General features: G+C 71.2%; 26 protein-coding genes and 1 pseudogene. 13 read left to right on the top strand and 14 right to left on the bottom strand.

Annotation, left to right across the window (positions count from 1 at the left end):
- The first annotated feature begins 22 nt into the window (after positions 1–22).
- Complete coding sequence (locus CFW40_RS30290; protein WP_176956338.1) at positions 23–838, top strand: helix-turn-helix domain-containing protein; 816 nt, start codon at positions 23–25, stop codon at positions 836–838.
- Positions 839–956: 118 nt separating this feature from the next.
- On the opposite strand, the gene CFW40_RS30285 is transcribed toward CFW40_RS30290, so the two are convergent.
- Together CFW40_RS30285 and CFW40_RS30275 are read right to left on the bottom strand one after the other, a co-directional pair.
- Positions 957–1,391 carry a nuclear transport factor 2 family protein gene (locus CFW40_RS30285; RefSeq protein ID WP_088800975.1) on the bottom strand — a complete coding sequence of 145 codons (435 nt, stop codon included), beginning with the start codon at positions 1,389–1,391 and terminating at the stop codon, positions 957–959.
- Positions 1,392–1,921: 530 nt separating this feature from the next.
- Entirely contained in the window at positions 1,922–2,341 is a 420-nt protein-coding gene (locus tag CFW40_RS30275; RefSeq protein ID WP_088800973.1) for a DUF6415 family natural product biosynthesis protein, read from the bottom strand.
- A 260-nt stretch (positions 2,342–2,601) separates the two neighbouring features.
- Between CFW40_RS30275 and CFW40_RS30270 the strand changes: the two genes are divergently transcribed.
- Positions 2,602–3,834 (top strand): helix-turn-helix transcriptional regulator, encoded by a 1,233-nt coding sequence (locus CFW40_RS30270; RefSeq protein WP_088800972.1) that lies wholly within the window; start codon positions 2,602–2,604, stop codon positions 3,832–3,834.
- On the opposite strand, the gene CFW40_RS30265 is transcribed toward CFW40_RS30270, so the two are convergent.
- From CFW40_RS30265 to CFW40_RS30255, 3 genes are all read right to left on the bottom strand, one after another.
- The gene (locus CFW40_RS30265; RefSeq protein WP_088800971.1) at positions 3,815–4,477 is read right to left on the bottom strand and encodes an HAD family hydrolase; all 663 of its coding nucleotides are present in this window, start codon (positions 4,475–4,477) and stop codon (positions 3,815–3,817) included. The two genes, CFW40_RS30270 and CFW40_RS30265, sit on opposite strands and share 20 nt — an antisense overlap.
- 202 nt (positions 4,478–4,679) lie before the next feature.
- Positions 4,680–5,516, bottom strand: coding sequence for a M55 family metallopeptidase (locus CFW40_RS30260; protein ID WP_088800970.1), 837 nt, complete (start codon positions 5,514–5,516; stop codon positions 4,680–4,682).
- 283 nt (positions 5,517–5,799) lie between these two features.
- Entirely contained in the window at positions 5,800–6,225 is a 426-nt protein-coding gene (locus CFW40_RS30255) for an OsmC family peroxiredoxin (protein WP_088800969.1), read from the bottom strand.
- Between the two features lie 335 nt (positions 6,226–6,560).
- Here CFW40_RS30255 and CFW40_RS30250 point away from each other — a divergent pair, with 335 nt between their 5' ends.
- Together CFW40_RS30250 and CFW40_RS30245 are read left to right on the top strand one after the other, a co-directional pair.
- Entirely contained in the window at positions 6,561–7,034 is a 474-nt protein-coding gene (locus CFW40_RS30250; protein WP_088800968.1) for an SseB family protein, read from the top strand.
- A gap of 194 nt (positions 7,035–7,228) precedes the next feature.
- A complete protein-coding gene (locus CFW40_RS30245; RefSeq protein ID WP_088800967.1) occupies positions 7,229–8,266 on the top strand; it encodes a D-alanine--D-alanine ligase in 1,038 nt (345 codons plus the stop codon).
- Positions 8,267–8,343: 77 nt separating this feature from the next.
- Here CFW40_RS30245 and CFW40_RS30240 read toward each other — a convergent pair whose 3' ends face one another.
- On the bottom strand, positions 8,344–8,997 hold the full coding sequence (locus tag CFW40_RS30240; RefSeq protein ID WP_088800966.1) for a M15 family metallopeptidase: 654 nt from the start codon (positions 8,995–8,997) through the stop codon (positions 8,344–8,346).
- Positions 8,998–9,325: 328 nt separating this feature from the next.
- Here CFW40_RS30240 and CFW40_RS30235 point away from each other — a divergent pair, with 328 nt between their 5' ends.
- Both CFW40_RS30235 and CFW40_RS30230 read left to right on the top strand, forming a co-directional pair.
- Positions 9,326–9,991: a GNAT family N-acetyltransferase gene (locus CFW40_RS30235; protein ID WP_306427446.1), complete on the top strand. Its 666-nt coding sequence runs from the start codon at positions 9,326–9,328 to the stop codon at positions 9,989–9,991.
- An 88-nt stretch (positions 9,992–10,079) separates the two neighbouring features.
- A complete protein-coding gene (locus CFW40_RS30230; RefSeq protein WP_088800964.1) occupies positions 10,080–11,129 on the top strand; it encodes an acyl-CoA desaturase in 1,050 nt (349 codons plus the stop codon).
- Here CFW40_RS30230 and CFW40_RS30225 read toward each other — a convergent pair.
- Entirely contained in the window at positions 11,059–12,474 is a 1,416-nt protein-coding gene (locus CFW40_RS30225; RefSeq protein WP_088800963.1) for an amino acid permease, read from the bottom strand. The two genes, CFW40_RS30230 and CFW40_RS30225, sit on opposite strands and share 71 nt — an antisense overlap.
- A 331-nt stretch (positions 12,475–12,805) precedes the next feature.
- On the opposite strand from CFW40_RS30225, the gene tsaD reads away from it, so the two are divergent.
- Positions 12,806–13,879, top strand: coding sequence for a tRNA (adenosine(37)-N6)-threonylcarbamoyltransferase complex transferase subunit TsaD (gene tsaD / locus CFW40_RS30220; RefSeq protein WP_088800962.1), 1,074 nt, complete (start codon positions 12,806–12,808; stop codon positions 13,877–13,879).
- Between the two features lie 121 nt (positions 13,880–14,000).
- Here tsaD and CFW40_RS30215 read toward each other — a convergent pair whose 3' ends face one another.
- Together CFW40_RS30215 and CFW40_RS30210 are read right to left on the bottom strand one after the other, a co-directional pair.
- On the bottom strand, positions 14,001–15,215 hold the full coding sequence (locus tag CFW40_RS30215) for an aminotransferase class I/II-fold pyridoxal phosphate-dependent enzyme (protein WP_088800961.1): 1,215 nt from the start codon (positions 15,213–15,215) through the stop codon (positions 14,001–14,003).
- A gap of 125 nt (positions 15,216–15,340) precedes the next feature.
- Entirely contained in the window at positions 15,341–15,799 is a 459-nt protein-coding gene (locus CFW40_RS30210) for a GNAT family N-acetyltransferase (protein ID WP_088800960.1), read from the bottom strand.
- A 220-nt stretch (positions 15,800–16,019) separates the two neighbouring features.
- Between CFW40_RS30210 and CFW40_RS30205 the strand changes: the two genes are divergently transcribed.
- From CFW40_RS30205 to CFW40_RS30195, 3 genes are all read left to right on the top strand, one after another.
- Positions 16,020–17,501, top strand: a complete 1,482-nt coding sequence (locus CFW40_RS30205) for a bifunctional phosphatase PAP2/diacylglycerol kinase family protein (protein WP_088800959.1) — start codon at positions 16,020–16,022, stop codon at positions 17,499–17,501.
- A gap of 148 nt (positions 17,502–17,649) precedes the next feature.
- Positions 17,650–18,465: a class I SAM-dependent methyltransferase gene (locus CFW40_RS30200; RefSeq protein ID WP_088800958.1), complete on the top strand. Its 816-nt coding sequence runs from the start codon at positions 17,650–17,652 to the stop codon at positions 18,463–18,465.
- 160 nt (positions 18,466–18,625) lie between these two features.
- The gene (locus tag CFW40_RS30195; RefSeq protein WP_088800957.1) at positions 18,626–18,985 is read left to right on the top strand and encodes a VOC family protein; all 360 of its coding nucleotides are present in this window, start codon (positions 18,626–18,628) and stop codon (positions 18,983–18,985) included.
- Positions 18,986–19,008: 23 nt separating this feature from the next.
- On the opposite strand, the gene CFW40_RS30190 is transcribed toward CFW40_RS30195, so the two are convergent.
- The gene (locus tag CFW40_RS30190) at positions 19,009–19,671 is read right to left on the bottom strand and encodes a LysE family translocator (protein ID WP_176956339.1); all 663 of its coding nucleotides are present in this window, start codon (positions 19,669–19,671) and stop codon (positions 19,009–19,011) included.
- The gene (locus tag CFW40_RS30185) at positions 19,668–20,204 is read right to left on the bottom strand and encodes a PadR family transcriptional regulator (RefSeq protein ID WP_088800956.1); all 537 of its coding nucleotides are present in this window, start codon (positions 20,202–20,204) and stop codon (positions 19,668–19,670) included. Before CFW40_RS30185 ends, CFW40_RS30190 begins: the two co-directional genes overlap by 4 nt.
- A 163-nt stretch (positions 20,205–20,367) precedes the next feature.
- Between CFW40_RS30185 and CFW40_RS30180 the strand changes: the two genes are divergently transcribed.
- On the top strand, positions 20,368–21,168 hold the full coding sequence (locus tag CFW40_RS30180; protein WP_088800955.1) for an alpha/beta fold hydrolase: 801 nt from the start codon (positions 20,368–20,370) through the stop codon (positions 21,166–21,168).
- A gap of 218 nt (positions 21,169–21,386) precedes the next feature.
- Complete coding sequence (locus CFW40_RS30175) at positions 21,387–21,701, top strand: hypothetical protein (RefSeq protein ID WP_088800954.1); 315 nt, start codon at positions 21,387–21,389, stop codon at positions 21,699–21,701.
- A gap of 103 nt (positions 21,702–21,804) precedes the next feature.
- On the opposite strand, the gene CFW40_RS30170 is transcribed toward CFW40_RS30175, so the two are convergent.
- Positions 21,805–22,728 (bottom strand): NADP-dependent oxidoreductase, encoded by a 924-nt coding sequence (locus CFW40_RS30170; RefSeq protein ID WP_088802453.1) that lies wholly within the window; start codon positions 22,726–22,728, stop codon positions 21,805–21,807.
- A gap of 82 nt (positions 22,729–22,810) precedes the next feature.
- On the opposite strand from CFW40_RS30170, the pseudogene CFW40_RS36390 reads away from it, so the two are divergent.
- Positions 22,811–22,966: pseudogene (locus CFW40_RS36390) on the top strand (aldehyde dehydrogenase family protein); the annotation flags it as partial.
- A 129-nt stretch (positions 22,967–23,095) separates the two neighbouring features.
- Here CFW40_RS36390 and CFW40_RS30165 read toward each other — a convergent pair.
- Positions 23,096–25,138, bottom strand: a complete 2,043-nt coding sequence (locus tag CFW40_RS30165) for a DUF5107 domain-containing protein (RefSeq protein WP_088800953.1) — start codon at positions 25,136–25,138, stop codon at positions 23,096–23,098.
- Between the two features lie 277 nt (positions 25,139–25,415).
- Positions 25,416–25,967 (bottom strand): GNAT family N-acetyltransferase, encoded by a 552-nt coding sequence (locus CFW40_RS30160; protein ID WP_088800952.1) that lies wholly within the window; start codon positions 25,965–25,967, stop codon positions 25,416–25,418.
- Positions 25,968–26,122 lie beyond the last annotated feature (155 nt).

Here is a 26,122-nt window from a genome sequence, read left to right as displayed (position 1 = left end):
CCCCTCGGCTACCGTCCCTCCCATGACAACTGCTGCGGCATCCTCGCCGGAGACGACCACAGGCGTGGGCTCCCTGCTGCGCGAATGGCGCGACCGGCGCCGGATCAGCCAGCTGGAACTGGCCCTGCGCGCCGACTCCTCCGCCCGCCACATCAGCTTCATCGAGACCGGCCGCTCCCGCCCCAGCCAGGAGATGGTGCTCCGCCTCGCCGAACACCTCGACGTCCCCGTACGGGAGCGCAACGCCCTGCTGATCGCAGCGGGCTACGCCCCCACCTTCCCTGAGACACCACTGGACGACCCGTCGATGGCCGCCCTGCGCTCCGGCATGGAACGCCTCCTGACCGGCTACGAGCCCTTCCCCGCCCTGGTGGTCGACGGGACCTACCACGTACAGGCGGCAAACCGCGGTGTCACCCTGCTGCTGGACGGCATCGCCCCTGCCCTCCTCCAGCCCCCGCTGAACTCCATGCGCCTGACCATGCACCCCGACGGGCTGGCCCCCCGCATCCGCAACTACCTGGAATGGCGCAGCCACCTCCTCGCCCAGATGGAACGCCAGTTGGCCCTGATGCGCTCCCCCCGCCTGCGCGCCCTCTACGACGAGGTGATCGCCTACCCCCTGCCCCCGGGCGGCCACGAAACGGCAGCCTTCGGCGAACACGCCCCCTTCGCCCTCCCCATGATGCTCGAACACCACAACACCGTGCTCTCCTTCATCTCGACCATCGCCACGTTCAACACCCCTATGGACGTGACCGTCTCCGAGCTGGCGGTGGAGACCCTTCTCCCGGCCGACCCGCAAACGGCGGCGTACCTGCGGGAGACGGGCCCATAGGGGACGGCGGCTGCCCGGGCTTTACGGGAGGGCACGGGCTTACGGAAGGGCTCGGGCCGTACGGGACGGCTCGACCCTCGACGGCTCGACGGCTCGACGGCTCGACGGCTCGGACAGTTCAGCCTGCCGACGGCACCCGGTCCAGAAACCCGCACACGGACCGGATCCGCCCGTCCTCCCCCAGCCGCACCACATCGAACCCGGCCACCGGCGCCGAACCATCCGCCACACTGACCAGCTCCCACCCGAACCGCGCCATGTCATGGTGCCCGTCCACGCCCCCCAACTGCCGGAACACAAACCCGGGGAACTGCGCATGCGCCCCCGCGATGGCCGCCGCCAGCCCCTCGTGCCCCACGACATCGGCCAACGGGTCCGTATACGTGGCGTCCTCCCCGAAGGCCGCCGCGACAGCCTTGCCCCGCGCCCCCTCCTCCGTCGCATTCCACGCCTCGAAGTACCGCGCAACCGCCGCCGCGTACCGCTCCCCCGCACCCGCGGACTGCTGCCCAACCTGCTGCTCCTGCTGCTCCTGCTGCTCCTGCTGCGTCATGACCTACTCCTGCTCCTGGTGAGATCCGAACGGCACCGGTACCGGGCCCTGCTGCCCAGTACCGGTTCACGGGCCGGAGTGCGCCGGCCCGTGAACCGATGACGTCACCTTGCCGGGTGGTGGGGTGGGGGTCGATTACTCGGGAGGTAATGGCGAAGCGGCTGCTACACAAAAGAACCGGCCCGTTACGGGGGCTTCAAGGGCGCAGCCGCCGGGGCTCGCCGTGGACCGGGCGCCGGCGAGCCGTGCGAGGCCGGGCAGGAGGCGGCGGTGTCTGCGCCACTCATCAGAGGTCCCCCGCCGCAATCCGCTCAGCGCGCGTCCGCTTCACCGTCAGCTCCTGGGGGTCCGGCACCGGCCATTCCCGGTTTCCGGGCGACCGGAGGTAGTAGTCACCTCTGCGGATGTCTGTCACCACGGCTCGACGTCCGGGGGCGTACTCGACTTCGTCGCCGACCTCCGGCTGGCGGGTACTCACCACGCCGCCCGTGGAGTCGTATCCTTACGGCAGATGGAGCACCATTCCTGGGTCACCGCCAGCCCTCCCGGTAGCCGTCCAGGAGCCACTGGCAATCGCGGGCCATCAGTTGCACCTCGATCAGGGCACCCAACGGGAGTGAGCTCAACTCCTGCGCCGCCTGTCGCTCGACACTGTCCAGCCGCGTGATGTGCCGATGCCACTCGACGCCGCCGTGCCACATCCGGTCGACCGCCTTCCGGGCAGGCTCCCGGAGTAACGCGATGTGGCCACGCAGCTGCGCCCTAAGGCCGACGAGCATGCTCACCTGCAGCTGTCCCCGGCTCGCGCCCAATGCCGATGTGATGGTCTCTTCGATGGCGAGCAAGTCGATTGCCTCGAGCTCACCCGCCGTAATGGTCCTGTCGTTGGTCTGCAGCTCTGCCTGATGTCCGTCATGTTCGCATCGCCACCCTTGCACGGACAGCACCACGGCTGTTGATGCCGGCCTCTTGAGTGGCACGGTCAGGGGCTTCGGAATGATCTCGGGTGGTGGGGATAGTGCGGCTCCTTTCACACCGTTGCTCGGTCAACGTGTGTCAAGACTGGCCCTCTCACCCCTTCAGCACGAGGACTTCCAGAGGCCTTTCGTGTGCAGCAAAGGGGACTTTGGTGATACCTATCGGGTGATGAGTAGCCAAGGTGAGGACTTCGGGGTGACACTGTCCACGACCCCATGATGGAGGTGCACCGGTGACGCGGCCTGCAGGCAACACCAAGCTCAAGTCCGCCCGCGTGGCGGCTGGTTACCCGACCCAGCAAGTCTTCGCCGAGGCACTTGGCGTAGGCGTAAGGCAAGTCCGACGCTGGGAGTCCGACAACCCGCCATGGCCTCACCCGGACCTACAGCAGCGCCTCATGCACTTGACTGGTCAGGATTTGGAAAACCTTGGCTTCATCATTCCGCCCGGACGTGACCACCCCAACGGGCCCCAGCGTCACGCCTCCACCTCAAGAAGCGCCAGTAGTCGTCTGTCCGCCGTCCCTTCGCAGTCCCCCGTGCCCATGCAGCCCGCATCGGTGGCGGCCGACTATGCAAGCGTCACCCGGTCCCATCGCGGCCTGTACTGGTCCGTGACACCCGCCACCCTCCACCCAGCCGTTATCGCCCACGCCGACCTCGGTTGCGCGCTGCTCCCCGGAACCGCCGGTCAGACGCGCCGCGCGGTGGCGGCCGCCCTCGCTGAGACATGGCTACTCGCCGGGCGTATCGAGTTCTTCGACCTTCGAGAGCCTGATGACGCCGGCACCACCCTGCTCCGTGCCCTACAGGCCGCAAGTGAGGCCGAAGATTCCTTGATCGGATCCGCGATCCTCGCGCACACAGCCTTCATCCCCGGGTGGGCGGGAGATCATGAAAGTGCCACGGAGCACATGGTCGCTGCCCGCGCATATGCCCGACGCGGTCCTGCCTCAGCAGAGCTCTGGGCATGGCTCGACGCCGTCGAGGCCGAGTGCGAAACGCGGTGCGGGAACACACGCACCGCACTGCACCTGATCAGGCACGCCGAGGATACCCTCACGGCAGGGTCCGAGCACATGACGCCAGCATGGATGGACTGGTTCGACGCTGTCCGCCTGGCCGCGTTCAAGGGCCACACTCAGTTCAAGGCCGGCCACCTGCCTCAGGCCCGCGCAACGCTGCTCAGCGTCCTGGATCACATGTCGGCCACCGAGGACAAGCAGCGCACCGTCATCTTTGGTGACCTGGCCGCGGTCGAGGCCGCAGCCGGCCAGCCAGAGGAAGCGTGCCGATACGCGTGCCTTGCCCTCGACCAGTTGGAGGTCACCTGGTACGCGACGGGCATGGACCGGGTCAGGGAAGTACGGCGAGCGCTCACCCCGCACCAACATGCCCGGTGTGTGCGAGATCTTGACGACCGGCTATACGGCTGGACGACGACGGTCAGCGCTCTCGCTCGTTGAACTTCGTGATGGCTTCCGGCAGTTCCATCAGCGACTCGATACGGAACGTAGGCAGCTCGCGCGCCTCCACGGTGTTCCACTGGATCGTGGCCCATGGGCCTCGGTGAACGAGTGCGGTATGCATACCAGCGGCCACGGCGGGTCGGAGATCGTTGTCCACGCGGTCCCCGACATACAGAATCTGATCGTTCGCGAAGGGGACAACGTCGGCCACGCGCTCGAAGAAGAGCCGATCGGGCTTGCTGGCTCCCCAGTCATCCGACGTGCCGATGAGGTCGACATCGTTGGTGAACAGACCGCGGAGGATCCCGCCCGCACGCACGGTTTGATTCCCCGCGATGCCGAGCCACAAGCCGTCGCCGCGCAAGTGCGCCAGGGCGGGCCGGACATCGGCGTACAGATCTGACTCGTCAAAGTGCTCCGGCCGGCCTGCAGCGGCACGCGCGTCCCGCTGCTCGTACAGGTCAAATCCGGGCCGGAACTCCTGAAAAACCTCGCGGTAGTCCCGGCCTTGTGCGATGACCGCACCGAACATCGCCGCGAACGTGTGACGCGGCACGCCGAGCCAGTCAGCCCACGTTCCGTACTCCCGCGTCTCGTCGACCAGGCACTCACCGACGTCAAAGACCACAGCGCGAATCATGCCGACACCCTACTGAGCGGCTCGGGGTCGATACTGCCGCGTTGCAGGTTGCATGCTTCTTCGCCAGATCGGTCCGGCGACGGCAGAGTCCCCCGGCCAGGGCCTCACAGGAATCGAGCAGGCTCACCCTGCGGGCACCCGCTTGCCCGTGCCGGAGTACGCAACCGGATCTGATCGTGGGACGGAGCGACGGATACGACGGTCAGCAGTACGGCGCCTGGCCGGTAAAGGAGGCGGCTACCCGCATCCATACGCCGAAGAGGCGGTACAGGGCCGGGAGTTGGCCTTCCGTCTGGACGGTCCGGCTGTCCACGGAGGTGACCGAGGGGATTCCCAGAAGTGCCGAAGCCACCGAGGCCGACTGCCAACGGACCCTGAGGGTGGAGGAGCCCGAAGTCGCGGCGCTCCGGGGTGCCTTCCGCGTTGCGGAGAGACCGGCCGTGACCGCTTCCTCGATCGCCTGGCGTGCTTCCGCAGCCGGGCGCAGCTTCGCGGCGAAGCGGTCATGTGCGCTCTTCACGGCCACGGTGGTGACCGAATCGTCCCACGCCAAGGTCTCCGCGCAGGCGCTGTCGTCACCGGTGAGGGCCGCCATGGGCACACCGAGCACCGCTGCGGTGGCGTGGGTCAGGCCGATCTCGCCCACCGGTATGCCGTCCAGCCATATGTCCTCGATCTCGTGCCCCATAAAGCTGTGGCTCAGCACGCCGAGTGTGCCGGCTCGAGAGTGGTAGCCGACGCAGATCATGGCGTCATGTTCGGGGGTGAGGCCTTCGAGCATGCCCATGTGCTTGGGCTTGCCGCGGATGAGGCGGGCCTCCGGGTGCAGTGTCGCGGGCACCAGATTGCGCATGGGGCCGTGCGCATCGTTGACGACGATATCGGTGGCACCCGCCGCCAGGGCACCGCGGACAGCCGCGTTGACGTCCTCCGCCATCATCAGACGTCCGCGCTCGTAATCCCGCCCGCCCGGCTGAACGTCATCGGCATCGACGAGCCCCGTGATGCCTTCCATGTCCGCGCTGATGTAGATCCGCACTTCGCATACTCCTCAACCTCAAGCCTCACGTTTGACCGGTGGGGAGACGCTGAGCGTTCCTCGCCCGGTTCCTGGGCGAGGACACGGCCGGACGGAAAAGGCGGAGAGGCGGAAAGCTCCTCGGGGACGAACCTTGCCGATCAGTTGTCCCAACTCCTCGGCTTTCAGGTTCAGTTGTCCGGGTGCAAACGCGGACCCGCGCGCCACCAGCCGAAGCGCCCCGGGCAGACGAATGCCCCCTCGTGCCGAAGTGGAGAGGGGGCCTGGTGTCGCGTTCGCGGGGTCAGGACAGGGTGGCGGTGAGGGTGATGGTGGTGCCCGCGAGGGCCTGGCTCACCGGGCAGTTGACCTTGGCGTCCTCGGCCGCGGACTTGAAGGCGGACTCGTCGATGCCGGGTACCTGACCCTCCACGGTGAGGTGGATTCCGGTGATGCCGGTGCCGGGCTGGAAGGTGACCGCGGCCTTCGTCGTGAGCAGCGTCGGTGGGTTTCCGGCTCCGGTGAGCGTGTTCGACAGGGCCATGGAGAAGCAACTGGAGTGGGCGGCGGCGATCAGCTCCTCGGGGCTGGTCTTCCCATTGGGGTCCTCGGCACGGGAAGCCCAGGTCACGGGGAAGTGACCGACTCCCGAGGAGTCGAGCGTGACCTCCCCCAGGCCCTTGAACAACTCGCCCTCCCACTCGGTGTGAGCGTTACGTGTGGTGGCCATGGTGAACCTTTCTGTGTACGGATGACGTCGACTCTCCGATCGTCCGCCCTGGGGTGGTCCGCCCGGGTTTACGACGCGCCGCACCATGCGACTCGGCGGTCCGTCCGCACTCGGGAGACGTCGCCTGACCAGGCCGCCTGACCAGGTCGAACGTGGTTGCCGACGGTCCCCTGACCGGGAACGTTGCGGAGTACGCGGGGCGGCTTAGCCTTGGAGGTATTGCCACGCTTGCCCCGGCCCCATGCCGCTGGGCGGCATCCGGCGGCGACTGCGGCAACCGCGCCGACCCGTGTCGTGCGGGTGGCCGGTGAGCAACGCCGACGAGAGGACAAGCCATGAGCCCCCTGACCCCAGACGAAAACGCGCCCCCGGCCGGAGAACCTTCCGCCGACGGCACACAGTCCGCGGCGGAGGCGGCGGACACCCAGGCCGCCCTGGTCGAGCTCGCGGCCAGCGTGGCGCTACTGCCGCAGGCGCCACCGGCCGAGGGCGAGGAGGAGCGTCCCGAGGGCGCTGTTTCCCTGCCGGTGATCGAACAGGACGGCAACCGGTACGTCCCCGTCTTCACCACCGAGAATGCGCTGCTGACGGCCGGGGGCGACCTGGAGACCGCGCTCCGCATCCCCGTCGTCGACCTGGCCGCGAACTGGCCGGCGGACGATCTGTGGATGGCGGTCGACCCGTCTTCCGAGCAGGGCCTTGCTCTTCCCCCGGACCTGGTGCGGGCGCTGCCGGTCTTCAGCCGGCACGCCGATGACACGGTCGGACGGCCCGGCGAGGCCGGTGCGGAAGGGATGGAGGGCGCGTAAGGCATAAGGAGGAGGTGGAGACGGAGAGCCTGCTCCGCTGCGGGCCGGATAACTCGCGTCGTCCGCCGCGCAACCGGGGGTATGGCTGCCCGTCGGTGAGCGCAGCGCCAGTTCCTGCACGCCGTCTTGGCGCGCCCCTGCCGGTGGCCATGCCCGCGGAGCGCGGGCGACGGTGATGCGGCAGAATCGCGCATATGCGCGTTGTGGTTTTATGCGGTGGAGAGAGCTCCGAGCGGGATGTTTCGCTGGCCTCGGGCTGGTCGGTCGCCCAGGCATTGCTGGAGCGGGGTCACGAGGTGGTGCTGGTCGATCCGGCCGCAGCGGTGCCGGTCCTGGCCGGACCGCTGCACCCCGGTGACACGGTCGACGGATTCAGCGTCGCGAAGGAACCACCCTCCCTCTCCGATCAGCAGCAGTGGCGGCGGCGCATGTACGCGGCTCTGACGGACGGTCCGGTCCTTGAACTCCTGCGCGGAGCGGAGGCCGTATTCCTGGCGCTGCACGGTGGCTGGGGTGAAGACGGGCACGTGCAGACGCTGCTGGAAATGGCGGCCATCCCGTTCACCGGTGCAGGCAGCGCGGCGTGTGCGGCGGCCTGGCACAAGGGCCGGGCGCAGGCGGTACTCGGTGCGGTGGGGCTGCCGGTGGTCGAACGGGCACTGTGGCGGCCCGGGGACGGAGACGTGCCCGAGAACGTGGCACGACTGGTTGCGGCGGGTCCGGTGGTGGCAAAGCCGGCAGCGGACGGGTCGAGTGTGTCGGTGCACCGGGTCGACTCGCTGTCGCAATTGGGCCAGGTTGCTTCCGACGTGCGCTCCCGTGGGGTCGAGCTGCTGGTGGAGCCGTTCCTGCCGGGGCGCGAGTTCACTGTGGCCGTGGTCGGTGACCAGGTGCTTCCGGTGGTCGAGATCGAGCTGACGACTCCGGTGTGGGACTACGCCGCCAAGTACCAGCCGGGAGCGGTGAGCGAGGTGTGCCCCGCGCGGGTCCCGGCGGCCTTCGCGTCCCGGCTGCAGGAGCTGGCCCTGCACGCGCACCGGGCGCTGGGGTTCGACGGCGACTCCTACTCGCGCACCGACTTCCGCTGCGACACCGGGGGCGAGCCGATGTGCCTCGAGGTGAACGCACTACCCGGCCTGACGGCAACGAGCCTGTTGCCGCTCGCGGCGACCGGGGCCGGCTGGACCTACCCCGACCTGATCCAGCGCATCCTCGGCCTCGCGATCCGCTGAGCACGGACCGTGTCCGCACGGACGAGGCAGCCCCGCATGGGACGGATCCCCCCGCGTGAGTGCCGGTCTCCGGAGCGTCAGCCAAGCTCCCGCGGTCCGTAGACGGCGTGGCCGACGCCGGTAGCAAGTGCCCAGTAGCGATCGCCGTAGGACCAATGCCACCACTCGGTCGGGTAGTTGACCATGCCCGCTGCGGTCAGGGCCTCGGTGAGGATCTGCCGGTTCCCACGCGCCTCCGAACTGATGTTGTGTGCGGCGGTGTAGCAGGCGCCCTTACTCACTTCCGGGCTGGCATCCACCGGCGTTCCCATGTCAAGTTCCCGGTCATCGGCGGCGACGAGAGTCACGTCGACGGCAGCGCCGGCGCTGTGCGGGGCGATCTCCGGGGGAGACACGAACCGGCTTGCGGCAGCACGAACCTGCTCCGAGGGCCAGCCGGGGTTGTCGTTCCGGAGCGTTTCGGCATACCGCTCGAAGTAGAAACGTTGCACCGCAGGCGGCCGGTACCCCTCGATGAACAGCAACTGGATGCCGTCCGGCAGAAGCTCCCGGGCATCGAGAAGGCGGTTCAGGACACCTTCGCGCACGTGCGCGAAGGCCCCGGCATCGTCTTGCTCTCGCGTGTCGACGGGGAAGGGATCCTGACGTCGGACATCAAGGAGCGGTTCGTTGCAGTCCTCCACCGGTATGGCTGCAATCTTCAGATCTGACATCAAGACGATCTCGGTCATGGACTGATCATTGCGCACCGGCCTCGACGCCGTCCGCTCAACCGCATGATCAGAACCAGGCACCGGACGCACCGCCCTGCCCTGCTCCAACTCACCTGCAGAATTCTCCACTTGAGATGCCCCCGCACGTCGTACTGAGACGATCGGTAAGTGGCAGGATCGGGTCATGACCGATGACTTACCGGCCCGTGCGCGGAGCCTCTGGGAACAGTTGGCGGGGGCACCTGTGTCGTTCCCGTCGGACCGAGGCTCCGTGATCGCTGTCTCTGCCGAGTCCCGGCTGTGCCCGGTCGCCTGGGCGGGGATCGTGAGGCTGGACGATGCCGCGGTGATCACCGTGCCCGACGAGGCTCAGGCGCTGCTGTTCCGTCGTGCGGTGGTGGACACGCCGGTTGAGTCCCTGATGTGCCTCAGCACGCTCCGGGCGCTGCTGCCGGTGGTCGAGGTGCTCGGACCCGCCGTGCTGGCCTACCTCTCGAAGGACGACTTCCGCCCTGAGTCCGGTGGGGCGGCGGTCGGGTGCTTGCCGCCGGGTCATGAGGGCCTTCGGGCGTTGGCGGAATTGGCGGGGCCGGAGGATGCGGCCGAGAGCGGCATCGACGAGGTCGACTCCCCGGTGTTCGTGGTGCGTGACGGCCCGGAGGTCGTGGCTGCTGCGGGATACCGGAGGTGGCCGGCGTCGACCGCGCACCTGTGTGTGCTGACCGCTCCGCAACGAAGAGGGCACGGTCTGGCGCGGCAGGTGGCCTCCGGGGCGGTGGCCCACGCGCTTGGCGCCGGACTGTTACCGCAGTGGCGTGCGCGTCCCGAGGCCTCCCGACGGGTGGCGGCCGCACTCGGATTCCGGGAGATCGGCGGTCAGTTGAGTGACTGGGACTCGATCAGGGCGTGTGACGAAAGCCGATCACGTAGGTTCAGGGTCTTCCTGCCTACCGGCCTTGAGGCGGGAGGGGCGGGAGGGGTAGTGGTAACCCCCCACCCGGTCCGGGGGTGAACCAGCCGTCGAAGCGGGGGCGAACCAGCCGTCCGGGCGGGGGCCGACCGGCTGTCCGGGCGGGCGCGGTGGCAGAAGACTCGTCCGCATGACAACGAGGCTTGAGAACCCTTCCCGGCCCGCCGATGCGGCAGCACCCGTCGGCAGCGACTTTGCGCGGCTGTCGCGGCGCATCGTCGCGGCCGGGCTGTTGAAGCGGCGGCCCGGGTACTACGCGGTGCGGCTGTCGGCCGTGAGCGCGGCGTTCGCCGGGGGCTGGGTGGTGTTCTTCGCGCTGGGCGACAGTTGGTGGCAACTGGCCGTGGCCGTGTTCCTGGCGTTCGTCTTCGGGCAGATGGCGCTGGTCACCCACGATGTGGCGCATATGCAGGTGTTCCGGCGGCGTCGGCCCAGTGGGGTCGGTGGGCGGCTGTTCGGCAACCTGGGTGTGGGGATGTCGTACGGCTGGTGGATGGACAAGCACACCCGGCATCACGCCAACCCCAACCATGAGGAGCTGGACCCGGATGTCGCGCCGGACATCCTGGTGTGGTCGCAGGACCAGGCGCGGGCCGCCGCGGGGCTGCCCCGCTTCATCGGCCGTTATCAGGCGCAGTTGTTCTTCCCGTTGCTGACGCTGGAAGGGTTCAATCTGCGGGTCTCGAGCATCCGCGCGCTGCGGTCGCCCACCATGAAGCACTGGGGCAGCGAGGCAGCGCTGCTGCTGACGCATATCGGCCTGTATCTCGCCGCGCTGTTCCTGGTGCTGTCACCCGGTAAGGCGCTGGCCTTCCTCCTCGTTCACCAGGCCGTCTTCGGTGTGTATCTGGGGTGCACCTTTGCGCCCAATCACAAGGGGATGCCGACGCTGACGGGTGACGCCCGGCCGGACTTCCTGCGCCGTCAGGTGCTGACCTCGCGCAATATCCGGGGCGGGGTGGTGACCGACTTCCTTCTCGGCGGGCTCAATCACCAGATCGAGCACCACCTCTTCCCCAGCATGCCGACGCCGCATCTGCGCCGTGCGCGGGAGATCGTGCGCGCCTACTGCGCCGAGATCGGTGTCCCGTACCACGAGACGGGGCTGATCAGGTCGTACGCGGAGGCACTGCGGCACTTGCGGCGGGCGGGGGAACCTCTTCGGAGTCCGCGGGCGTAGGCGCATCCGTCGTGGCAGCCGTGGTCGTCGTGGCAGCCGTGGCCGCGGTCTCCGCCTGTCGTGCCGTACGCCGGGCCGCCATGAAGGCGTAGACCAGGATGCCGGCGAACAGGAAGAGCACACCCTGGTAGATCGCTGCGTAGCCGGCGCCGGCGACGAGCCAGAAGGTGAAGCCGAAGGCGGTCAGGGCGAGGGTCAGATCGCGGGCGAAGCGGGCGGGGCGGACCTGGTCGCGGCGGCCGGTGAGCAGGAAGTAGACCTGGGCGCCGGCGGCGAGGAGGTAGGGGACGGTCGCCGAGAAGGTGGTGATCAGGACGAGGATTTCGAAGACGCCGCCGGACCCGATGAGGTAGTTCATCACCGTGAGGGCGCTGGCCAGCACACCGGCGGCCAGGACGCCGAAGGTCGGGACGCCGCGCCGCTTGGTCAGGAACGGCGCGGGGAACAGCCCGTCCTTGGCGGCGGCGTACGGGGACTGGGCGCTCATCAGCGTCCAGCCGTTGAGGGCGCCGATGATCGAGACGACGGCCGCGAGCGCGACGACCGTACCGCCCCAGTGTCCGCCGAACATGGCGTTCACCGCGTCGGAGAACGGCGCCTGGGACTTCACCAGCTTGTCGTGGGCAACGGTGCCGAAGACGGCGACGGTGCCCAGGAGGTAGACGACGGCGGAGCCGATGGTGCCGAGGACGGTGGCCCGGCCGACGTTCCGCTCCGGGTCGCGGACCTCGCCCGCACTCATCGCGGCGGACTCCACACCGACGTAGGAGTAGAGGAGGATCGCCGCGGCCGCGGACATTCCGCCGGCCGCGCTGCCGCTGCCTTCGTGGAACGGGCCGAGGTTGGCCGGGTCGAAGAAGAACAGGCCGACGACGGCGATGAAGAGGAGCGGGATGAACTTGAGGACGGTGGAGATCGTCTGGACCAGGCCGACGTAGCGGGTGCCGGCGAAGTTCGCGAGGGCCGGCAGCCAGAGCGCGACGAGTGCGATCGCGAGGTCGGCGCCGCGGGAGGGGTGGCCGGGGAGGAGGACGTGGACGTAGCCGACGATGGCGACCGCGAGCGCCGCGTTGCTGACCCAGGTCATGGTCCAGTACGACCAGGCGGAGAGGAATCCGGCGAAGTCGCCGAACGCCTCGCGCGCGTAGACGTAGGGACCTCCGGTGTCCGGGTGGCGCTCGGCGAGCCGCCCGAAGACCAGGGCGAGCGCGAGGGCGCCGATGGTCAGTGCGCCGAAGGCGACGAGGCTGACGGTACCGAACGGGGCGACCGAAGCCGGCAGCAGAAAGATGCCGCCACCGATGATGTTCCCCATCACCAGGCAGGTGGCGGTGAACAGGCTCATCCGAAACGGTGACTTGGCTTGCGTGTGCAGGTCAGAGCCGGTCTCGGGGGGCTGAGCGGCAGGGCTGCGGTGCATGTGGGGCGCATCTCTCGTCGTGCCGGGCTGTCCGGTGTGCCGGACGGTGCACATGGTCACCGGATCGGCGGCACGCTTCAAAATCGCCGCGAATACTCCCGTCACGGGGGCCTGTCGGTGAAAGATCTGCGGTCTCGCGGGTGGACGACGGGATTCCCTGGACAGGTCCACTTATTGCGTATGATATGCAATAACTAGCTCTGCGCAATTAGCAATTAGGCATGACCCCGGGCGCAGTGTGCGAGAGGAGAACGGCATGCGTGGGACACCCGTCGTGCTGGGCATCGAGTCGTCCTGTGACGAGACGGGCGCCGGGCTGGTGCGGGACGGCCGGCTCCTGGGGCACGCCGTGGCCTCCAGCATGGCCGAGCACGCCCGGTTCGGGGGCGTGGTGCCGGAGATCGCCGCCCGCGCCCATGTCCACTCGTTCACCCCGGTGGTACACCGGGCGCTGGAGGCGGCCGGGCTGCGGATGTCCGATGTCGGGGCGGTCGCGGTGACGACCGGGCCGGGGCTCTCCGGTGCGCTCCAGGTCGGGCTGGCCGGGGCGAAGAGCCTGGCGTACGCGCTGGACGTGCCGCTGTACGGGGTGCACCACCTGGCCGGCCATGTCGCGGCCGACACCCTGGAGCACGGTCCGCTGCCCGACCCCTGTGTGGTGCTGATCGTCTCCGGTGGCCACACCTCGCTGCTGCTCGTCCGCGACCTGGCCCGCGATCCGATCGTGCACCTCGGCGACACCTTGGACGACGCCGCCGGCGAGTGCTTCGACAAGGTCGCCCGGGTCTTCGGGCTCCCTCATCCCGGCGGGCCGGCCATCGACCGGACCGCGCGCGAGGGCGACGCGGGCGCCGTGCGGTTTCCCCGTCCGCTGACCGGGCCGCGTGATGATCCGTACGGCTTCTCGTTCTCGGGGCTCAAGACCGCCGCCGCACGATGGGCGGAGCGGCACCGCGGCCGGGCCCTGCCGGTGGCGGACGGCGCGGCCGGGCTGCAGGAGGCGGTCGCCGATGTCCTGACCCGCAAGGCGGTGGCCGCCTGCACCGCCCACGGCGTCGGCACCCTTGTCGTGGTGGGCGGGGTCGCCGCCAACTCCCGGGTCCGGAGCCTGGCGGAGGAGCGCTGCGCCGCCGCCGGGATCACCCTGCGGGTGCCGCCGCTGCGGCTGTGCACCGACAACGGCGCGATGGTCGCCGCCATCGGGGATCTGCTGGTCCGGGCGGGCGCCGCACCGGCCCCGCTGGATGTCTCGATCGATCCGTCGGCGCCCCTGGAGTACGCCGCACTGCACCCGGCCGCCCGTACCGCCGCCGTGAACGCACCCTCCTGACCCCTACGGACCGGGTCCGGGGGCGCATCCGGTGGGCTGTGGCGGGAGCGGCGGGCTGTGGCGGGCGGGGGTGGGACCCCCGCGGGCGGGGGCGGAACCGGCGGGCGGGGCGCGGTGGTGATCAGCCGTCCGCGGACGTCGTGAGTCCGGCCAGCGCCCGCGCCAGGGCGGTCAGCGCCTGGGTGACATGCGGGAGTTCCAGCGGGTCCGGCGCGGCCAGGACGCGTTGCCGCAGCTCCCGGTCGGCGCCGAGCAGCGCCTCGACGCCGAGGCGTACCCGCAGGGCGCCCGGCGCGTCGCCGAAACGGTGTCCGCCGCGCGCCCCCCAGGGCGCCAACTTCCGCTCCAGTGCGCGGGATTCCACGGTTCCGCGGGCCGCCATCGGCCGGCGCAGCGGTTCGAGGTCGGCGTAGAGATGGCTGCCGGAGTGCGGCGGGCGGCAGAGGGCGCCGGCCTCGGTGACGGTGTGGTGGAGCGCCGCGGCGAGCATGCCGTACACCCGGGCGGCGGTGGCCGTACGAGCGCGGACCTCGTCGGGTTCGCCGAGCGCATGGGTGACGGCGCAGCCGACCGGCCCCGGAATCGGCACCGGGACCGCGGTGAGCGCGTCCAGCACGGCGGCCCGCAGGACGGCTCCGCGCTCGGTGCCGGGGAAGCGGGCCAGCGCGGCCGGCCAGGAGGCGGGCACCAGCGTGGCCCGCAGGTCGGTGAGCACCACGACCTCGCCGGGCAGCATCTCGGCGGGGCTGAGCAGCACGGTGTCATGCGGATCGTGCAGCAGATCACGGCGCGTCTCGTCGCTGATGATCCACAGTCCTTCCTGAGCCGCCGCTTCACAGACCTCGTGCAGTTGCTCGGGCGCGGGGCAGGTGCCGGTCGGATCGTCGGCGACGGCCAGGACCAGGACGCGCGGGCTGTCGCCGTGCATCCGGGCCCGGCGGACGGTCTCCAGCAGCGCGAACGGGTCGGGCACGCCGCCCGATTCCGGCGGTACGGGCGCGAGGTGCACCGGCCGCCCGAGTTGCCGGGCGGGCGGCGCGTACCACTCGGAGCAGGGCCGCGGCAGCACCACCGCCCCGTCCGTCGCGGCGTACAGCGCGAGGAGCAGGGCCGGCGCCCCGGGGGCGGCGAGGACCCGGTCGGGGGTGGTGACCAGGCCGCGGCGTTCCCAGTAGCCGCAGGCGGCGGTGCGCAGGGGCGTGCTGCCGCCGGGCGGCTCGGCTTCGGTGCGGTCCGCCGCCGCGGAGAGGTACGCGGCGAGCGCCGGCAGGACCGGCAGGCCGGCCGGCGGATCCGGGTCCGGCTCCTGCTGCGGATCCGGGGCGGTCCGCTGCATCCGTACCTCCACTCCACGACGGCGGGTCGATCGTGGGCCCCTCGCCCTGGGGAAACGCCCAGGACGTCCCCTGAGGCGGCCCCGTCCACCTTGGCAGATCGCGGGGGTGGCGGCCGGGCGACACGTCAGCGCGGGGCCATACCCGCGCTCACCGCACCGGGCTCGTAGCGATGCACCGTCACCACCTCACCGCCGTCCCACTCCTGCCGCTCGGTGGCGCGGCGGATCCAGCCCAGCCGCTCGTAGAGGCCGATGGCCGCGGTGTCGGTGGCCTTCACCTCCAGTACGGGGCGCAGCCCACGGGCGGCCGCCGCCGTCTCGACGGTGCGCAGCAGCCGTCCGCCGAGGCCCGCGCCGCGGGCGCCGGGTGCGACACACAGCCGGCTGACCTCGTGGCCGCACAGCGCCGCGTGGCCGACGACCGTACCGTCGGTCTCGGCGACCCAGGCGGCGGTCAGTCCGTCGGGGGCCAGCCAGCGCGCCGGGTCGTCCGGCCAGCGGTGTGGATAGCCGCTGTGGGTGTGCACCTCGGCCAGGAGCGCCACACAGGCGGCGAGGTCGGTGTCGCGCCGTTTCCTGATCATCCCGACAGCGAAGCACGGAGGGCCGGGGCAAGGGGCCGGGGCACACGGGCGGTCGGCAGAGACAGCCGGGGCAGGGGCGCCGGGGCGCGGCAGCCCGGTCTGCGCGCGGCACCGCCCATGCGACGCCGCGCACCGCCCCGCCACGGCCGCGCAATGCCGCGCACCGCCCCCAGCAGCCCCTTCCTGCCTGTTACGGCGAGTCTGGGGTACAAGAGGGCGCATGCGATCGCTACTTCCCCAACTCGACCGGCGGACCTTCCACCTCATCGCCTCCCGCGAATGGCCGGGCGCGCAGCGGGTCCTGCCCCGGCTGACCCGCAGCGCCAACCACGGACTGCTGTGGTTCGGCATCGCGGCCGGCGCGGCCGCACTGGGCGGCCGGCCGATGCGCCGGGCGGCGCTGCGCGGGGTGGCGTCGCTGGCCGTGGCGTCGGCGACGGTGAATACCCTCGGCAAGCGCTCGGTCCGGCGCCAGCGACCGCTGCTGGACGCGGTGCCGGTCATACGGCAGCTGCACCGTCAGCCCGTCACCTCCTCGTTCCCGTCCGGGCACGCGGCCTCGGCGGTGGCCTTCGCGACCGGTGTCGCCTTCGAGAACAAGTGGTGGGGCCTGGCGCTGGCGCCGGTCGCCGCTTCGGTGGCGTTCTCCCGCGTCTATACGGGCGTGCACTATCCGGGTGATGTGCTGGCGGGTGCCGCGCTGGGGGCCGGTGCGGCGTTTGCGGTCCGGGGTTTCGCGCCGACCCGCGCCCAGCTGGCGCCGCCCGCGAGACCGCGCGCCGAGGCGCCCGCGCTGCCGGGCGGCCGGGGTCTGGTCGTGGTGGCGAACCAGGGCTCAGGGCAGCGCACGGGCCCCGGACCGGACCGCACCGAGGAGGTGCACGGAGTACTGCCGCAGGCCGAGGTCACGGTGTGCAGCGGGCCGGACGGGGAGCCGCTGGACAAGGCACTGGAAGATGCCGCGGAGCGGGCCAAGGCACTGGGCGGTGCGCTGGGAGTGCTCGGCGGGGACGGCACGGTCAATGCCGCGGCGGAGGTCGCACTCCGGCACGGGCTGCCGCTCGCGGTGCTGCCCGGCGGCACCCTGAACCACTTCGCGTACGACCTCGGGATCGAAACCTATGCGGCGGCGGCACGCGCCGTGGAGACCGGTGAGGCCGTCGCGGTGGACGTGGCGCGCTTCCGGGCCGGGCCGCATCCGGAGGCGCGGCACTTCCTCAACACCTTCTCGATCGGCGCGTATCCGGAGCTGGTGCGGATCCGGGAGCGGTGGGCCGGGAAGATCGGCGCCTGGCCCGCGGGGGTGCTCGCGGCGTGGGAGGTGCTGCGCACCGCCGAGCCGCTGACCCTCACGATCAACGGCGAGCGGCGGGCCGTGTGGCTGCTGTTCGCCGGCAACTCTCAGTACCGGGGGCTGGGGTTCGCTCCGGTGCGCCGCCACGACCTGGCGGACGGGGTGCTCGATGTGCGAGTGGTGCACGGCGGCCGGCTGGCCCGTACCCGGCTGCTCACCGCGGCCCTGCTGGGCACCCCGCGCAGCTCTCCGGTGCTCGGTGAGGCGCGTCTGTCGCGACTGCGGATCAGCGGGCTCCCGGAGGGCACGACGCTGGCCTTCGACGGCGAAGTGGCGCCCGCACCGGCCGAGTTGACGCTGGACAAGCAGAACGAAGCACTGACGGTCTATCGCCTGCTGCCCGAATGATGAGACCCTACTCTCATGATGCGAGATTGCGGCGTACGGTGTGATCACCACGCCGCAGAGCGGCCGCGCGGGTACGTGCGGCCGCCGGGCGGTGGCCGGGATGCCGTGCGCACCGGCCACCGCTCCCCCGCATGCGAAGGAGCCGGCCATGCCGCAGGAATCCGCCGTCTACACCCACGGCCACCACGAGTCCGTACTGCGCTCCCACACCTGGCGCACCGTCGACAATTCGGCCGGATACCTCCGGGATGCGGTGCAGGCGCACATGCAGATCCTGGACGTCGGCTGCGGCCCCGGCACCATCACCGCCGACCTGGCGGCCCTGGTGCCGGACGGGCAGGTCACCGGCCTGGAGCACGCACCGGACGTCCTGCGCCAGGCACGCGCCACCGCCGCCGGCAGGGGCCTGACAAACGTCCGTTTCGCGGTCGGCGATGTCCACGCACTGGACTACCCCGATGACACCTTCTGCGTGGTGCACGCCCATCAGGTGCTGCAGCACGTGGGCGACCCCGTCCAGGCGCTGCGCGAGATGCGCCGGGTCACCAAGCCCGGCGGAATCGTCGCCGTCCGGGATTCGGACTACTCGGCCATGACCTGGTACCCGGAGGTCGACGGGATGGCCGACTGGCTGCGGCTGTACCTGCGGGTCGCCCGCGCCAACGGAGGCGAACCGGATGCGGGACGCCGGCTGCACGCCTGGGCACGGCAGGCCGGTTTCGCCCCGGACGCGATCACCGCCACGGCCGGCACCTGGTGTTACCACACCCCGCAGGAGCGCTCCTGGTGGAGCGAGCTGTGGGCGGAGCGTACGGTCGGCTCCTCCTACGCGCGGATCGCGGTGGACGGCGGGCACGCCACCACGGAGCAGCTGGACCGGATCGCTGCGGCCTGGCGGGCGTGGGGCGCCGAGGAGGACGGCTGGTTCGGCATCCTGCACGGCGAGATCCTCTGCCGCGTCTGACGAACGGGAGGGCCGGGGACGCCCGGGGGGGCCTGGCGGCCGGAGGCCAGGGGCGTCAGGCTCCGTCGTCCGGGCGCTCCCTTGTCACAAGACGACGGAGAGCGGTCGATGACGACCAAGTGATCGCGTACCCGCGGGCCACCCAACTAGGGTTGCCGGTATGGACATTCTGGGGACCTCATTGCGGGTGTGCGTCGGCGATCTCGATGCGGCGATCGGCGTCTACGAACGGCTGACCGGCGCCGAAGCGGTCCGCTTCCAGCGCGGCGGGGTGGCGGTCGCGGCCGTCGGGTGCTTCTTCCTGATGAGCGGGCCCGAAGCGGAGTTGTCGGTGCTGCGGAAGATCACAGCGACCATCGCCGTCAAGGATGTGGACGATGCGGTGGCCGATCTGACGGCCGTCGGCGCGGACATCGTCGCCGGCCCGCTGCCGACGCCGATCGGCCGCAATCTGGTCGCCCGCCACCCCGACGGTTCGATCTTCGAGTACGTCGACCGGAAGCAGGAGGCGGAGGCTTAGAGGTATCGAGGGCCCCGCCCCCTCTACCCCACGGCCGTCTCCACCGCCGTCCCCACCCCGAGCGCGACGAGCACACCGCCCGTCGCGCGCTCCAGGTTGCGGTGTACGCGGGGACGTCGCAGACGCTCCAGGAGTCGGCCGGCGCAGACGACGACCAGCAGCAGCCAGCCCGCCGCGATGGCGGCGTCGATCGCGCCCAGGAACAGCGTCGCTCCCAGGACCGAGTGCCCGCCAGGCAGGAACTGCGGCACCACGGCCACGAAGAAGATGCCGACCTTGGGGTTGAGCAGGCAGCTCAACAGCCCCTGCCGAAAGGCGCGTACCGGCCTCAGGTATGCGGCGGAGCCGTCCGGCACCTCCGCCACCGAGGGCGCGTCCCCGGACTCGGCGACCGAGCCCGACCGCCGGTGGGCCCACAGCGCCTGCCCGCCCAGCAGCACCAGATAGGCCGCACCGGCCAGCCGTACGGCGGTGAACGCCGCATCCCACCGTTGCAGTGCCGCCGCGAGCCCGACCGCCGCGGCGACCGCCCAGGCGAGCGAGCCGAGCGCGGCGCCGACGGCCGTGGCCGCCCCCGTACGCCGCCCGCCCCGCACGCAGTTGCGCAGCACCAGCAGGGTGTCCGGGCCGGGGGTCACCGTCATCACCAGGGCGAACAGCGCAAAGCCCACTACCGCAGCCGTCACGGCGAGACACCCCCTGCCAGCTCTCCGACGGTGCGTTCCAGCCAGGCACGGTCGGCCTTGCTGGTGGCGTGGGCGAGTTGGAGCATGCCGCGCCGGAATCGGTCGGTCATGTCGCGGGCGCGCAGCGGCCGGCCGTCCTCGTAGAAGTAGCTGCCGGGCTCGTCCATGAAGGCGAGGCGGCGGCGTAGTACGCGGGCCTGGTCGGCCGGGTCGGGCAGCCGGCCGAGGAAGGCCAGGAGGATGAAGAAGGAGTTGCGGTCGGTGATTTCGAGGTCGGCGGGTTCGCGCAGCCGACGCAGGAATTCGGCTCGGCCGGATGCGGTGAGGGTGAGGACCTGGCGGGGCGTGGCGCGTTCACCGGGTTCGATGTGGCGGGTGAGGTGCCCGGCGGCCTCGAGACGCTTGATGGCGGGGTAGAGAGCGCCGTCGCTCACGGGGCGCACATGGCCACTGAGGCCGGAGATGCGGGCGCGCAGGTCGTAGGCGTGCAGGGGTTCCTCGTCGAGGAATCCGAGGATGCAGAGGGTGAGCACCGGGCCTCCGAGGTGCGTGCTTCGCGGTCGTCGTGGCGGTCCAGAGTAGCCACGTCATGGGCTATGCCTCTAGTAGAGGCACATCGATGGGAGATACCTCGAGTAGCGATACCTCTAATCGAGATGACTCTAATCGAGGCATAGCCCTGTTAGAGTCAAAGCCATGACGACGGCAACCACGCAGTACTTCCGCACCCCGGACGGCATACGTCTCGCCTACCTCGACCTCGGCGGCACCGGCCGCCCCGTCCTCGCACTGCACGGCGCCTATGGACGCGGCCGCTCCCTGCTCGGGCTCGCCGGCCACCTCGGACCCGGATACCGGCTCATCGCGCTCGATCAGCGCGGCCACGGCCTCTCCGACCACCCCGACGACCACGGGCGGGAGGCCTATATCGGCGACGCGGCGGCGCTCGTCGAACACCTCGGACTCGGCCCCGTTGCGGCCGTCGGACACTCGCTCGGCGGCATCACCGCGTATCAACTGGCCGCACGTCGACCGGAATTGACTTCGGCCGTGGCCGTGGTGGACTTTCCGGCGGAGTACCGGGCACCGCTCGGCGACGATCAGCTGCTCGCACTGCCGACACACTTCCCGAGCATGCGGGCGATGCTGGACGCACTCGCGGGTGTGGACGAGCCCCGGCACTTCACCGAGAGCGCGGTGGAGGAACCCGAGGGGTGGCGGTTCCTGTGGCGGGCGGAGGAAGTGCAGGCCGCCAAGGTCGCCGTCCGGGGCGACTGGTGGGACGACTTCACCGCCGTCGAGCAGCCGCTGATGGTCGTGCGGGGCGAACGCAGTGCGGTCGTGCCGCGCCGGCACGCCGAGGAGATGGTCCGTCGCCGGCCCGGCACCGAAGTCGTGACGATCGACGGGCATCACGACTTCTACCTCACGCACCAGGCGGAACTGGGCGCAACGGTAAGGGAATTCCTCGACCGCACGGTGCCCTTGGCGGCGTAACGCCTCCACTCCGGACGGCCAAGAACGGCAAACTCGAAACCCCGTGAAATCGAACTAAGTTGCCGATATCCTGGAAGGCTTTCCACTCCGGTGGATGGTGCTCGCAGGCGCCCGACCGGTGCCGCGGACGAAGGAAGGAGCGTGTCGCCGTGAAGTGGCGAACCCAGCCGCCCGCCCGGAAGGTCCGGAGCCCGGGCGGCGGTTCCGGAAGGAACGAGATGTCCCGTACGGACAGGACGAAGCCGGTGTGGGTGCGCTACGCGGAGCACGATCCCCGGCCGGTCCACGATCACCGCTACGGTGCCTGTGACCTGCCGCCGGCCCCGACGGGGACGGGAGAGGCCCCGGACACCCGCTGCCGGTGGGAGCACCCCGGCACGCTGCTGTTCCGCCGCACCTGCTGTTCGGGGTGCAGTGTGCGCGGCTGCGTCAAGGAGCGCCAGCAGATGGCCAGGCAGCGCAAGCGCAAGGAGCGTTACGCAGGCCGGCGCGAGGCCCGCCGCTTTGCCGTCGGAGAGGTCAGCGGCGACTGACCGCGTCCACCACGCCCTCCGTCACGGCCCTGAGGTGCCGTCATCACAGCGGTGCGGGCCGCCGCCGCCTCCGTCCGGCGGCGGCGGCCCGCACCGGACGTGGTCAGGACACCTCAAGGACGATCTTGCCGCGGGCCCGCCCGGCCATGCTCCGCCGGAACGCCTCGGCGGCCTCGGACAGCGGGAGGATCGCCTCGACCGGCACGCTCAGCTTCCCCGCGTCCGCGAGTGCGCCGAGCGCGGTCAGATCGGCGGTGTCCGGGCGCACCCACACCATGTGGCCGCCCTTGTCCTTGACCTCGCCGTCGGCGATCGACGCCACCCGGCTGCGGTCCTTGAGAAGTTCCTGCGAGACCTCCACGACGCCACCGCCGACGAAGTCCACGGCCGCGTCGACGCCTTGGGGCGCCAGGGCCCGCACCCGGTCGGCGAGGCCGTCACCGTAGGTGACCGGCTCGGCGCCCAGGGAGCGCAGGAAGTCGTGGTTGCGCTCGCTCGCCGTGCCGATGACACGGGCGCCCTGCGCCACCGCGATCTGGACGGCGAGGGAGCCGACACCCCCAGCGGCGGCATGCACCAGGACCGTCTCGCCCGCCCGCACACCGACCCGCTTGAGCGACTGATAGGCCGTCAGCCCGGCGAGCGGAAGCCCGGCGGCCTGCTGCCAGCTGAGCGAGGCGGGCTTGTGCGCCAGCGTCCTGACCGGCGCGGCAACCAACTCTGCGTAGGTTCCGTGCTGCACCTCGTCCTTGCGCACATAGCCGATGACCTCGTCCCCGACCGCATACTCCGTGGCGTCCGCGCCCACCGCCTCGACCACGCCCGCCACGTCCCACCCGGGAGTGAGCGGGAAGTGCCCGTCCATCATCGGGTCCAGATAGCCGGCGACGATCTTCCAGTCCACCGGGTTGACCCCGGCCGCCTTGACCCGGATCAGGAAGGAGTCCGGGCCCACCTTCGGATCGGGACGGTCGGCGTATTCGAGGACCTCGGGGCCGCCGTAGCTCTTTGCGATGATTGCCTTCATGACCGTCACAACGCGTGACGGCCGGGGTTCATTCCAGGGTCGCGGAAGGTCACCGAATCGGGCGTAGGCGAGGTGCGACGACGGCGCGCTCACCTTCGGACTGCCGGTCGCCCATCTCAGCGCGCCCGACCTGCCGTTCGGCGGGGTGGGCGAGAGCGGGATGGGGCGCTATCACGGCGAGTACTCCCTCGACACCTTCAGTCACAGCAAGGCGGTGCTCGACAAGCCGCTGGGGTGACGGCGGGTACGCGGTGGCGCCACCCGCCGGGCGCACCGGCCGGACGGGCCCACCGTACGGCCCGGGTGCACCGCCGCAACCGGGCTGGACCAGCTGAAGGGGCCGAAGGGGCCGAAGGGGCCAAGGGGGCTACACCGACGACCCGCCCTGCACCGGCCGCATCCGGTACTCGTACCGCTCCGGGAGCGGATGCCGGGAACGGGCCTCGGCGCGGACCCGTTCGGTGACCGGCCCGCCGCCCGCGACCAGCCGCTCGGCGATGGCGAACCAGGTATCGGCCGGCGCCTCCTCGCCCTCCCGCAGCGTGGCGATCTCGAAGCCGGCGTCGAAGATCTCCCGGGCCGCGGCCGGCTTCCCCTGGGCGAGCAGCACCTGCGCGGTCAGCAACCGGAAGCGGCCGTCGGCCGGATCGGGCTGCGGCAGGGCCGCCAGCAGCCGCGCCGCCTCGTCGGTACGGCCGGCCGCGAGCAGCACGGGCACCGCCTCCCGGACGAGGGCCGACCGCACCGGCCGCCAGTCCCGCGCGCCCGGTCCCGGCTCCGCCGCCGCCCGCGCCGCTTCATCGCAGGCCTGCAGAGAGCGGTCGGCGGCGCGCCCGGTCTCGCCCGCCTCCGCTTCGGCAACGGCCAGGCAGTACAGCGGCAGGGCGCCGGCGCCGTGCCCGAGCGCACGCTCCCAGCTGCGGACGGCCTGGGCGCGGTCACCGGCGTGCCACTGGGCGAGCCCCAGGTGATATTCGGTGGCCGCGCCCGAGGGGGCGGACTCCAGCAGATCGCGCCAGGCCGGCCCGACCAGCGCAGGTCCGGGCACCGGGCGGCCGGCCGGCAGGTCCCCGGTCCTGAGCAGCGTGAGCCAGGGCTCCTGCTCCGGGCCCAGCGCGGCCGCGTCGAACGGCGTGCCCGGCAGCTCCAGACCCGCGCGGGCGGCCTCCAGTGCGCCCCAGCCGGAGCCGGTGGCCAGCGATTCCTTCGGTTCCTGGTCGGCGTACGGCAGCCAGGCGGCGTAGGCGGCATCGACGTCCGCGCGCGGCAGGGCGGCTTCCAGCCGGGCCGCGACCTCGTGGCGGGCCGTGTCCCAGTTGGTGCCGTGCACGGTCGCGGCGTCGGCCTCCAGCGGCCCGTAGGCCTCCAGCCAGGCGAACTCCGCACCGGCGTCGAGCGGTACCTGCTCCAGTTGCGTACGGGCCAGGCCTGCCTGGATCTCGGCGTAACCGCCGGTGCCCGGCTCGGTGAGCCACTGCTGCCAGCGCCGCCCGGCCCGGCCGGCGCCCCACAGGAAGAGCTTGCGGCCGCGCAGGGTGTCGGTGGAGGTCTGCACCAGGCCGCGGCCGTCGGCGTCGAGGGAGGTGATCCAGGGGCGGGCGCCGTCGGGCACCTCGTAGAAGTAGTCGGCGGGGAACTCGCTGCGCAGCGGATACGTCCGGTCGATGCCGTCGGAGCCGGGGACCGGAACGCGGCGCAGGCACCGTTCGTAGCCGAAGTGCCAGGCTTCCTCGGCGGGGGCCAGGACACGGGTGCGCTCGCCTTCGGGGACGGCGGTGTTGGACCACCAGTAGACGGGGACCATGTGGTGGTGCGGGTTACGGATCCGGACACCCACATGGAGGAAGTCGGAGCCGTCGGGCAGCCACAGGTCCACCTGGAAGGGCAGGTCGCGCAGCCGTTCCCACTCCCACAGCCGCAGCATCTCCCCGCCGTCCGGCGCCGGGACACGGGCGGCGTGCAGCGGGGAACAGGAGAGGGTGGTGTGGCCGGTGGCCCCGATGTTCCATTCGATGCCGCCGGAGAACCAGGCGCCGTTGAGGGCGAAGGCCGCGGGTTGCCACACCGGATTGCGGTACAGCAGTTCCCGGCCGGTGGGCTTGTGGTGCAGGGAGTACACCCGGCCGCCGAGGCCGGGCAGGACGGTGGCGCGCAGCCGGTCGTTCTCGATGACCAGCGCGTCGAGGCCGGTGGGACGGCGGGTGCGGCCGTAGCCGTCACGCATCCGCGTCGGCAGGATCGAGCGCAGCGGCGCACTGTCGATCTGCCGTGCCATGTCGGCGGGCAGGCGGGCGTCCCGGGTCTCGGTGCGGTGCGGGTCCCGGCCGCCGCGCAGCGCGGGAAGGGGGTTGTCGGGGCCGAGGGGGGCTGCGGGGAGGGTCAGGGTGGTGCGTCGCACTCTCGTGGCCACGGCTGCCTCGCAATGCTGGACCGGGCCACCCCGGCTGTGGCGGCCTCCTGTTGACCATGGAACCGCGTGATCGCCCCTCTGCACAGGGCTCCTTGCGGCCGGGTGAGGTCAGGGTTGCGCAAAAAGGACCTCACGAGGTCGGCTTCGGCGAGGAGCGCCACACGGGTGTGATCGCGCTCAGCCGGCCATGAAGATCAACCGCAAGTCCCGCTGCCGGTCGCTTCGTCGGACGGCTGCGCGCCGGTGCCCGGCTCGTTGAAGCGCGGCCGGTTCGGCCTCACACGGCTCCCCCGGCGACCATCTCGGCGGTGATCGCCCAGCGCTCGTGGTCGCGCCAGGCGCCGTCGATGAAGAGGAAGTCCGGGGAGAACCCCTCCAGCCGGAATCCGGCCCGCTTGACCAGGGCGATCGACCGCTCGTTGGCGGGCTGGACATTGACCTCCAGCCGGTGCAGCCCCATCTCCCCGAAGGCATGATGCAGGACGAGCCGCAGCCCCTCGCTCATCAGCCCCCGCCCGGCGGCGTGCGCAAAGGCGCCGTAGCCGATCGCACCGCAACGGAACGCGCCGTACACGATGTTGTTGACCGTCAGGTAGCCGGCGATCCGCCCGTCGGCAAGATCGCAGATCAAGAAGCCCTCGCGCGCCGGCTCCTGGAGCCGGTGCAGATAGGCGTCGTAGGCGGTGTCCTCGGCCGGCGGGAAGAGCCAGGGGCGGTGCAGTTCCGTGCTCTGCCGGGCCAGCGCGGTGAACTCGTCCCGGTCGGCGGCGGTGAAGTGCCGGATGCCCACCCGCGGGCCGTGTGCGAGGTAGCGGTCGTTGGTCGTCACCGGAGGAGCGTACGGAGGGGGAAGGCAGGGGGCCAGCAGTTTGCGGTGGTGCCGTCGCGGGTGGCACGGGCCCCGGATCACCCCCGCGCCCTCGGCCGCTCCCCCGCGTCCGGTGCGGCGAGCGCCGGCCGGCGGTGGGAACGGCGCGGCACCGT

It is taken from the genome of Streptomyces sp. 2114.4, from assembly GCF_900187385.1.
Classification (GTDB): domain Bacteria; phylum Actinomycetota; class Actinomycetes; order Streptomycetales; family Streptomycetaceae; genus Streptomyces; species Streptomyces mooreae.
This window is presented reverse-complemented; position numbering and strand designations above follow the sequence as displayed.

What these genes read in the sequence shown, in the direction of transcription:
- CFW40_RS30290 (WP_176956338.1), top strand. Translation starts at nt 23, where the DNA reads ATGACAACTGCTGCGGCATCCTCGCCGGAGACGACCACAGGCGTGGGC.
- CFW40_RS30265 (WP_088800971.1), bottom strand. Translation starts at nt 4,477, where the DNA reads ATGATTCGCGCTGTGGTCTTTGACGTCGGTGAGTGCCTGGTCGACGAG.
- CFW40_RS30225 (WP_088800963.1), bottom strand. Translation starts at nt 12,474, where the DNA reads ATGAGCCTGTTCACCGCCACCTGCCTGGTGATGGGGAACATCATCGGT.
- CFW40_RS30175 (WP_088800954.1), top strand. Translation starts at nt 21,387, where the DNA reads ATGTCCCGTACGGACAGGACGAAGCCGGTGTGGGTGCGCTACGCGGAG.
- CFW40_RS30195 (WP_088800957.1), top strand. Translation starts at nt 18,626, where the DNA reads ATGGACATTCTGGGGACCTCATTGCGGGTGTGCGTCGGCGATCTCGAT.
- CFW40_RS30255 (WP_088800969.1), bottom strand. Translation starts at nt 6,225, where the DNA reads ATGGCCACCACACGTAACGCTCACACCGAGTGGGAGGGCGAGTTGTTC.
- CFW40_RS30215 (WP_088800961.1), bottom strand. Translation starts at nt 15,215, where the DNA reads ATGCAGCGGACCGCCCCGGATCCGCAGCAGGAGCCGGACCCGGATCCG.
- CFW40_RS30170 (WP_088802453.1), bottom strand. Translation starts at nt 22,728, where the DNA reads ATGAAGGCAATCATCGCAAAGAGCTACGGCGGCCCCGAGGTCCTCGAA.
- CFW40_RS30285 (WP_088800975.1), bottom strand. Translation starts at nt 1,391, where the DNA reads ATGACGCAGCAGGAGCAGCAGGAGCAGCAGGAGCAGCAGGTTGGGCAG.
- CFW40_RS30230 (WP_088800964.1), top strand. Translation starts at nt 10,080, where the DNA reads ATGACAACGAGGCTTGAGAACCCTTCCCGGCCCGCCGATGCGGCAGCA.
- CFW40_RS30205 (WP_088800959.1), top strand. Translation starts at nt 16,020, where the DNA reads ATGCGATCGCTACTTCCCCAACTCGACCGGCGGACCTTCCACCTCATC.
- CFW40_RS30250 (WP_088800968.1), top strand. Translation starts at nt 6,561, where the DNA reads ATGAGCCCCCTGACCCCAGACGAAAACGCGCCCCCGGCCGGAGAACCT.
- tsaD (WP_088800962.1), top strand. Translation starts at nt 12,806, where the DNA reads ATGCGTGGGACACCCGTCGTGCTGGGCATCGAGTCGTCCTGTGACGAG.
- CFW40_RS30240 (WP_088800966.1), bottom strand. Translation starts at nt 8,997, where the DNA reads ATGACCGAGATCGTCTTGATGTCAGATCTGAAGATTGCAGCCATACCG.
- CFW40_RS30200 (WP_088800958.1), top strand. Translation starts at nt 17,650, where the DNA reads ATGCCGCAGGAATCCGCCGTCTACACCCACGGCCACCACGAGTCCGTA.
- CFW40_RS30210 (WP_088800960.1), bottom strand. Translation starts at nt 15,799, where the DNA reads ATGATCAGGAAACGGCGCGACACCGACCTCGCCGCCTGTGTGGCGCTC.
- CFW40_RS30180 (WP_088800955.1), top strand. Translation starts at nt 20,368, where the DNA reads ATGACGACGGCAACCACGCAGTACTTCCGCACCCCGGACGGCATACGT.
- CFW40_RS30245 (WP_088800967.1), top strand. Translation starts at nt 7,229, where the DNA reads ATGCGCGTTGTGGTTTTATGCGGTGGAGAGAGCTCCGAGCGGGATGTT.